The sequence below is a fragment of the Streptomyces triticirhizae genome, from assembly GCF_003696235.1.
Lineage (GTDB): Bacteria > Actinomycetota > Actinomycetes > Streptomycetales > Streptomycetaceae > Streptomyces > Streptomyces triticirhizae.
In genome coordinates this window covers 23,224-31,616 of sequence record NZ_RFFJ01000055.1, presented here as the reverse complement: position 1 = coordinate 31,616, position 8,393 = coordinate 23,224, and the positions used below count along the sequence as shown (strand labels likewise).

At 75.2% G+C, this 8,393-nt stretch carries 6 protein-coding genes; 5 read left to right on the top strand and 1 reads right to left on the bottom strand.

Going from position 1 to position 8,393, the window contains the following annotated elements; all coding sequences use genetic code 11:
- On the bottom strand, nt 1-1,675 hold a 1,675-nt coding region (locus EBN88_RS12510), incomplete at its 3' end, for a condensation domain-containing protein (protein ID WP_199742340.1).
- 254 nt (nt 1,676-1,929) lie between these two features.
- On the opposite strand from EBN88_RS12510, the gene EBN88_RS12505 reads away from it, so the two are divergent.
- Genes EBN88_RS12505 through EBN88_RS12485 form a run of 5 tightly spaced genes read left to right on the top strand, consistent with a single transcriptional unit; the run spans nt 1,930 to nt 8,351 of the window.
- Nucleotides 1,930-2,190: an acyl carrier protein gene (locus tag EBN88_RS12505; RefSeq protein ID WP_122183923.1), complete on the top strand. Its 261-nt coding sequence runs from the start codon at nt 1,930-1,932 to the stop codon at nt 2,188-2,190.
- Nucleotides 2,187-5,483, top strand: a complete 3,297-nt coding sequence (locus tag EBN88_RS12500) for a non-ribosomal peptide synthetase (RefSeq protein WP_122183922.1) — start codon at nt 2,187-2,189, stop codon at nt 5,481-5,483. The genes EBN88_RS12505 and EBN88_RS12500 overlap by 4 nt, the downstream gene beginning before the upstream one ends.
- Complete coding sequence (locus EBN88_RS12495) at nt 5,480-6,295, top strand: thioesterase domain-containing protein (protein WP_122183921.1); 816 nt, start codon at nt 5,480-5,482, stop codon at nt 6,293-6,295. The genes EBN88_RS12500 and EBN88_RS12495 overlap by 4 nt, the downstream gene beginning before the upstream one ends.
- Nucleotides 6,292-7,032, top strand: a complete 741-nt coding sequence (locus tag EBN88_RS12490) for an SDR family NAD(P)-dependent oxidoreductase (protein ID WP_122183920.1) — start codon at nt 6,292-6,294, stop codon at nt 7,030-7,032. The genes EBN88_RS12495 and EBN88_RS12490 overlap by 4 nt, the downstream gene beginning before the upstream one ends.
- Nucleotides 7,029-8,351, top strand: coding sequence for a glutamate-5-semialdehyde dehydrogenase (locus EBN88_RS12485; protein WP_233580621.1), 1,323 nt, complete (start codon nt 7,029-7,031; stop codon nt 8,349-8,351). The genes EBN88_RS12490 and EBN88_RS12485 overlap by 4 nt, the downstream gene beginning before the upstream one ends.
- Nucleotides 8,352-8,393: the final 42 nt, after the last annotated feature.

Here is an 8,393-nt window from a genome sequence, read left to right as displayed (position 1 = left end):
GGGCGGTGGGGTTCGCGGGTGCGGCGGCCCGGAGGCCGAGCAGCTCGGCCATCCGGCGCGGGGTCGGGCGGTCCAGCCACTCCGTGACGTCCAGCCGCCGGCCGGTGTGCCCCTCGACCGTGTCGATGAGGCTGAGCACCTGGAGGGAGTGCCCGCCGAGTTGGAAGAAGTCGTCGTCGGCGCTGGCCGGCACGCCCAGCGTGGCGCGCCAGAACTCCAGCAGCTCGGCTGCCGGTTGACCGGCCTGTTCGGCGGTGGCGGCGGCGGGCCGAGCGGCCGGCTCGGCGTCGGCGCTCGGGCGGGCGCCGACGCCCGCGCCCGCCGTGGCGCGGGTGCGCACCCCGATCGCGTGCACGGCGGTGTCCGGGGCCTCGGCCGAGCGGGTCAGCGTCTCCTCGACGTCCGCCAGGAAGGCCCGCACCGTCGCCTCGCTCAGCGTGGCCGCGTCGTACTCGATCTCGACGACCGTGTCCGCGTCCTCCTCCGAGACGCCGATCACCAGCTGGCAGCGGGCGGTGCTGCTCGGGCTGGGCAGCAGCCGGGCGGGCGCGCCGCCCAGCGCCAGGCCGCCGCCGATGCGCCCGTGATGGGTGATCAGCACGGGCGGCATGGCGCCGAGCGCCTCGGCGTCGGCCGCCGGCAGCTCGTCCACGACCCGGTCGAAGCCGACGTGTTGGTGCGGCAGGCTCTCCCAGAGCGCGTCGCGGGCCCGGCCGGCCACGGCGTCGAGGGTGTCGCCTGGGGCGACCGCGTCGGCGAGGACCACGTTGTGCGCGCAGTAGCCGACCACGGACTGGTCGGCGGCGCTCATGCGGTTGGCGACCACCACCCCGATGCCGGTGCGGCCCGTCGCCCCGCCGGCCGCCAGCACGGCGCGGACGGCGCCGAGCAGCACCGCGAAGTGCGTGGAGCCGACCCGGTGGGCCACGGTGGGAACGGCGGCCGAGGCGGCGGCGGTCAGCCGGTGGCGGACCACAGCGCCGTCCCGGCCGGGGCGGGGCGGGCCGTCGGGCAGCAGCGCGGCGGCGCGGGCGCCGCTCAGCGCGGCCCGCCAGTAGGCGAGCGAATCGGGCGACACGGGCCGGCCGGCCCGTTCGGCGAAGTCCGCGTACGGCACGGGGGGTTCGGCGAAGACCCGCTCGGGCGTCAGCCCGTCCGGGTCCGTGCCGGCGGCGAGCGCCGAGCGCACCGCGCGGTGGGCCTCGTCCAGGTCGGACAGCACCAGGTGCAGGGCCCAGCCGTCCAGCACCGCGTGGTGCACGGTGACCAGCAGCTCCTGACGGCCCGCCACGTTCAGCAGGGTCAGCCGCGCGAGGGGGGCGCGGGCCAGGTCGAACGGCTCGGCGTGCAGCAGGGTGGCCAGCTCGTCCAGCAGCGCCTCGGGCTCGGCGGGAAGCGGGTCCGGCCAGCTCGCCTCGTTCACGTCCACGAGGGAACGGGCGACGGAGGCGGGGTGCACCTGCCGCACCAGGGAGTCGCCCCGGCGGGCGAACGAGGTCCGCAGCGCCTCGTGGCGTGCGGTGACCAGGCGCCAGGCGTGGGTGAGCGGCTCCGTCTCCAGGCCGGCGACCGTGAGGCGCCACGTCAGGTTGTAGACGTCCTTGCGCGCGGACCGGTGCTGGACCCACCACAGCACCTCCTGGGCCGGTGCGCAGGACAGTTCCGGTGGTGTCACGGTCATTGGCTCCTCCGCCCATTGGTTTTCCCCCGGCAATGATTGTCGGAGAACCGAATTGCGGCAAGCTCGGTCACGGCCCCGGCGAATAACGCGATAGAGGTTTTCTATAGCGCGAGGACAATCGCGGTCATGATGCCTGTATAGGAGTCCTCTATCGCCTTCACCTGCTCTTTTGTTGACGGGAAGGCCGCTTACGGGAATATTGGCGGCAGCCTCGTAAATCAATCTGTTGCGGCCAGGGAGTTGTTTCGATGAACCAGGCTGTGCACCATGTGACCAGCACTGACGCGGTGGGTTCCATCATCGCCAGATTCGTTCGGGTGCCCTTCACCGATAATTCCGGACTCGCCGAGATAGGTCTCGACTCCATGTCCCTGGTGAGGGTGGTGGTCGCCTTCCTGCCGGACACCGGACAGGAGATCGACGCCGCAGCCCTCGCCGAGCTGCGCACGGTGGGCGAGCTGAGGGGCTGGCTGCTGAGCGTGGCCGCCGCCGGGGGTGAGACCCCGTGACCGCTCCCCTCACCACGCCCGTCGGCACGCGGCCCGACCCCGCGCCGGCCGACGCAGGGCCGGGCTGGCGGGCCCCGCTGACCGAGACCCAGCTCGGCCTGCTGATGGTGCACCGCACCGTCGCGGTGCCCCACCTCTACAACGTGGTGGCCGAGGCCACCCTCGACCCCGGGTGCCCGCACGAGCGGCTGCGCGCGGCGCTCGCCGAGGTGCTCGCCGTCCAACCCGCCCTGCGGATGGGGCTGTTGACGACGCCCCAGCCGCACGCCGTGCTCGTGGACCCGCCGACGCCCGACGCGCTGCCCCTCAGCGACGAGCCGATGGCGCCCGGCGACTGGGAGCGGGCGCACCGGGCGGCCGTCGACCGGCTCTCCCGCGCCACCTTCGACTTCGCCGCCCCGCCGCTGCTGCGGGCGATCCACCTCCGCACCACCACGGGCGACCGCGCCGCGCTGCTGCTGGTGGCGCACCACACCGTCTTCGACGGCTACTCGCTGCGCCCGCTGGTCGACGACCTCAACGCCGCGCTCGCCGGCACGCTGGACGCCGGCTCGCTGCGGCCGAAACGGGAACGGGCGCTGCGCGGCGAGCTGTTGGCGCAGCAGGCCGCCGCCGGCACGCCCGAGGTGGAGGCCGCAGCCGTGGCGATGGGGGAACGCCTGCGCTCCGCCCCGGCGACCGTCCTCCACCCGGGACCCGGCCGCCCCACGGAGACCGCCTTCACGGGCCGGCGCGCGGAACTGCCGCTGGGCGCCGAGCTGTCGGCGGCCGTGGACCGCGCCCGCGTCGAGCTGGGGGCCACTCCGTTCGCCTTCTTCTCGGCGGTCTACTCGGCCGTGCTGGCCCGGCACAGCGGCAACACCACGGTGACCTTCGGCAGCCCGCTGCTGTCCCGCCGCACCGTCGGCTCGTTCGACCTGTGCGGCTTCTTCGTGCACACCCTGCCGCTGGTGTTCGACGTGGACTGGCGGGTCAGCTTCGCCGAGCACCTCGCCGGGGTGGCGGCGCCCGAGGTCCAGTCGGTCAAGCGGCGGGTCGCGGTGTCGTTCAACCGCGTCGTGCGGCACGCCGAGCCCGACCGGTCCAGCAACCGCAACCCGCTGTTCGCGGCGATGCTGGCGATGCAGGACTCCACCGAGGTGCGGCCGGGCGGCGCGGTGTGGGCGCTGCGCGAACACGGCACCGGGACGGCCAAGTTCGACCTGTGGCTCGGCGTCACGCCGACCGCCGCCGGCTGGCTGCTGGAGCTGGAGTACGACCCCGAGCTTCTGCCGGAGCCGGTGGCCGACGGGGTGCTGCGCTCGCTGCGCGAGGCGGTGGGCGCCGCCGCGAAGGACCCTTCGACGCCACTGGCCGGGCTGTTCTCGGACGGTTCCGGCGTTCCCGAGGACGACGGCCGCCACCGGCCGCCGCCGGTGCCCGGGCTCGACGGGTGGTTCCGGCACACCGCGCGGCGGCTGCCGGACGCCGTCGCCGTGGAGGACCCGGCCGGGCGGCTGACCTACCGGGAGGTGGACGCGGCGGTGGACGCGATGGCCGCCGGGCTGCGGCGGCGCGGCGTCGTGCCGGGACAGGTGGTGGGGCTGACCACCGCCACGCTGACCGACACCGTCGTCGCGATGTTCGCCGCGCTGCGGCTGAACGCCCGCTATCTGCCGCTGGACCTGGGCCTGCCCGAGGAGCGGCTGGCGTACATGACCCGGCAGGCCGAGTGCCGGCTGGTGGTCGGCGAGGGCGCGGTGCCGGGGGCGACGGTGCTGTCCCCCGCCGAGGTCGCCGGGGACGCCGGGGACGCCGAGACCGTGGAGGCCGCCGGGGTCGCCGACGGGACGAACGGGGTGGCCGAGGAGGGCGCCGCCGGCCAACCCGGCGCCGGCTATGTGATGTTCACCTCCGGGTCCACCGGCCGGCCCAAGGGCGTGGTCATGAGCGAGGGCCCGCTGCTCAACCTGAGCGCCTGGCAGCTCGACGCGCTGGCCATGGACGAGGGCACCCGCTTCCTCCAGTACGCGCCGCTCGGCTTCGACGTCTCCTTCCAGGAGATCGTCCCCACGCTGCTCGTCGGCGGGACGGTGGTCTCCCGCGAACCGGCCGACCGCCGGGATCTGCCGGCCGTGGTGCGGCGGATCGTCGACGGCGACCTCACCCATGTCTATCTGCCGGTCGCCGCGCTCCGCCCGTTCGTCCAGGCCGCGCGGAGCGCCGGCGCCGGCCTCGAACGGGTCACCACCGTGTGCGTCTCCGGCGAACAGCTGGTCGTCGACCGGGAGATCGAGGACTTCTTCGCCGAACGCCCGCACCTGACGCTGATCAACCTCTATGGTCCGACCGAGACCCACGCCGTCACCACCCAGCGGCTGACCGGCGCCGCGCGTGGCTGGCCCTCGCACGTGCCGATCGGCGTGCCGGTCCACGGGGTGACCGCCCAGGTGATCGACCGCACCGGCCACCTCGCGCCGCCCGGCGTCGCCGGCGAGCTGCTGCTCGGCGGGGCCTGCCCGGCGGACGGGTATGTCAACGACCGGGAACGCACCGACGAGCGCTTCGTTCCCGACCCCTACGGCCCGCCGGGGGCGCGCCGCTACCGCACCGGCGACCAGGTGCTCGGCGACGCCGACGGCACCCTGATCTTCCTGGGCCGGGACGACGACCAGGTCAAGATCCGGGGCTACCGGGTCGAGTTGGGCGAGATCGAGGCCGCCGCGCTGGCCCACCCGCGGGTGCGGGAGGCCGTCGCCGCCGCGCGCGGCGAGGGCGCCGAACGCCATCTGCTGCTCTTCGTCCGGCTCGCGGGACCGGCCGGCGCGGCCGGTTCGGCCGACGGGGTGCGGCGGGAGCTGGCCGCGCTGCTCGCCGAGCGCCTGCCCGGCTATATGGTGCCCGGCCGCGTCCTGCCCGTGGACGTCGTGCCCACCACCGGCAACGGCAAGGTCGACCGCCCGGCGCTGCTCGCCACGGCGGACGCGCTGATCGCCCGGCTGGAGGCGCCGCCGGACCCGGATGTCGCGGCCGGCCGGCCCGACGACCCGCTCCAGGCCCAACTGCTGGAGCTGTGGGCGGAGTTGCTGGAACGGCGTGACCTGACCCTCGACCGCTCCCTGCTGGAGTGCGGGGCGCACTCGCTGAACGTCCTGTCCGCGCTGACCAGGATCGAGCAGCGGTTCGGCGCGCGGATCGCGGTCCTGGACTTCTTCCGGGCGCCCACGATCCGGGAGTTGGCGCGCCTGGTCGAGGCCGAGGTCGGCGCGGCCGCCGCAGGCGCCGGCCCCGCGCCGAACGGGGCGACGACATGACCGCGCCCGCCCCCGAGGTGACCGAGGACGAGCAGCTGCTGATCCCCATCAGCCGCACCCCGGGACCGTTGCGCAGCGTGCTGCTGCACCCGGCCGGCGGCGGCCTCGGCCCCTACCTCGGCGTGGCCGCCGTGCTGGGCCGCCGGGGCCCGGTGGCCGGCATCCGCGCCGCCGGGCTGCTGCCCGGGGAGCGGCCCGACGACTCCGTCGAGGCGATGGTGCGGCGCTATCTGCCGCTGCTCGACCGGCTCGACGGGCCGCCCGACCTGCTCTTCGGCTGGTCGCTCGGCGGCGTGCTCGCCTGGCAGCTGGCCGCCGAGCTGGTGGCCAGGGGAGAGCGGCCCCGGGTGGTCATGCTCGACAGCCAGGCGACCCTCGGCACCGCGAGCGGCCGGGATCTGGACCAACTCCGCGCGCAGGTCGTGGGGATGGCCGGCCTGGCCGGGCACGACGCCGAGCAGGTCGCCCGCACCACGGACGCGCACATCGCCGCCGTCGCCGGCCACGCCGTGCGCGACCGGCACGACAGCCGGGCGCTGCTGATGGCCTGCGCCGCCGAGCCGGACCCCGTTCAGCCCGCCCGCTGGCGGGAGGTGGCCCCGGCGCTGCGCGTCGTCGAGATCCCCTGCGGCCACTTCGAGCTGCTGGCGCCGCCCCATCTGCGCACGGTCATCGGCCACCTGGAGACGTTCCTCCGCGACACCGATCCCGCCCACCGCCCCGGCGACCCGGAGCCGACCGCCTCGCCCGCTTCACCCGCTTCGCCCGCTTCGACCGACGCCGATCCGCGCGTCACCGAGGAGTACCGATGACCGAACCACTCGCCGTGGTCACCGGCGGCACCCGAGGGATCGGGCTGGCCCTGAGCCGGCGGCTGGTCCGCCTGGGCCACCGGGTGATCGCCTTCTACGGCTCCGACCGCGCCGCCGCCGAGAAGGCGGAGACGGAGGCGCCGGAGCGGCTGACCGCCCTGCGGGTCGACGTGTCCGACCCCGACCAGGTCGCCTCGGCGGCCCGCCGGATCGTGGACGAACACGGCGCCCCCGCCGTCCTGGTGAACAACGCCGGGGTCAACCGCGACCGCCCGTTCCTCGAACTCACCGACGAGGACTGGCGCCGGGTGCTGGACACCAACCTGTCCGGCCCGTTCTGGCTCACCCGGGCCCTCGCCCCCGCGATGCTCGCGGCCGGCGGCGGCAACGTGGTGAACATCGGCGCCACCACCGGCATCCGGGTGCGGGTCGACGGCGCCAACTACTCCGCCAGCAAGGCCGGGTTGCTCCAGCTCACCAAGTGCATGGCGCTGGAGCTGGCACCGACCGTCCGGGTCAACTGCCTGATCCCCGGAATGATCGACACCGAGGAACTGCGCGTCCGCTGGCGCCTGGACGACCCGGAGCGCATGGCCATGACGCTCGACGAGATCCCGTCGCGGCGCATGGGCACCACCGAGGACATCGCCGACGCCCTGGAGTTCATCGTCGGCCCCGCCGGCTCCTACCTCAACGGTCAGAAGCTGATCATCGATGGAGGGCAGTTCATGTGGTGACCACACCGAGCACCGTCGGCCTGTCGGTCGCTCCCCCCGCCGGGGCCGACCCGCCCGAGGACCCGGTGGAGCGCATCCTGTCCGAGGCCCGCGCGGCCCGCGTGGCCGCGCCCCCGATCGGCGACGCCGCCTACCCCCGCTACTGTCACGAGCTGCGCGACCGGCTGCGCGCCGCCTGGCCCACCCTGCTGGCGGCCAACCGCCGCGACATCGCCAGCGCCGAGGCGCGCGGCCTGCCGGACACGCTGGTCACCCGGCTCCGGCTCACCGACCGGCACCTCGACGCCTTCGCCGCGCTCGCCGAGCGCGCGGAGCGCGAACTGGCCGACCTCACCGGCCACAGCACCACGCTGCCGGCGGCGGACTGGGGGACGCTCCGCCGGATTCCCAAGCCGCTCGGCGTGGTGATGATGGTCTACGAGGCGCGGCCGACCGTGACCGTGGACGGCGCGCTGCTGCCGGTGATCGTCGGCAACGCCGTGCTGCTGCGCGGCGGCACGGAGATGGTGGAGACCGACGCCGCGCTCGCCGAGGTGGCGCGGGCCGCGCTGCGGGCCGCTGGGCTGCCCGCCGGCCTGGTCACCGTGCTGCGGGACCCCAGGCGCACCCTGCTGCGGGCCATGCTGAAGCGGCCGGACGCCATCGACGTGCTGATCCCGCGCGGCAGCCCCTCGTTGATCGACTACTGCCGCACCAGCGGCGCGCTCCCGCTGATCGCCAGCGGCGGCGGCGTCAACCACCTCTACGTCCACGCGAGTGCCGACCTGGCGCTGGCCGCCACGGTCACCCTGGACAGCAAGATCCCGGAGCCGGCCGGCTGCACCTCGGTCGAGCTGGTGCTGGCCGACCGGAGCGTTGTCGAGGCGTACACGGCCGAACTGCTCCGCCAGGCGGAGGCGGCCGGCTCGGCGCTCACCGTCCGCCTCGACCCCTCGGTGCCCCGGCCGCCGGCCGGGCCCGGCCGGATCGAACGGCTCGAACCCCACGACCTCGGGCGGGAGTTCCTCGACCCGGTGATCGGGGTGCTGGCCGTCTCCGGGCTCGACGAGGCGGTGGACCACATCCGCCGCCACGGCTCCGCCCACACCGAGGGCGTGCTGGCCACCGACCCGGAGGTGACCGAGCGCTTCTCCCGGCTGGTGGACGCGGCGGCCATCGTCGTCAACGGCAGCCTGCGCCTGCACGACGGACCCAAGCTCGGCCTCGGCGCCGAGATCTCCATCGCCACCGGCCGGCTGCACGTCCGGGGGCCGGTCACGCTCGGGGCGCTGGTCACCAGCGGCTGGGTGGTCGAGGCCGATGGCGAACTGCGCGGCTGACCCGCCGCCCACCCGACCGACCCACCCGACGACCGCCCCCAC

Coding starts and splice junctions, on each gene's coding strand:
- EBN88_RS12505 (WP_122183923.1), top strand. CDS start 1,930: ATGAACCAGGCTGTGCACCATGTGACCAGCACTGACGCGGTGGGTTCC.
- EBN88_RS12495 (WP_122183921.1), top strand. CDS start 5,480: ATGACCGCGCCCGCCCCCGAGGTGACCGAGGACGAGCAGCTGCTGATC.
- EBN88_RS12490 (WP_122183920.1), top strand. CDS start 6,292: ATGACCGAACCACTCGCCGTGGTCACCGGCGGCACCCGAGGGATCGGG.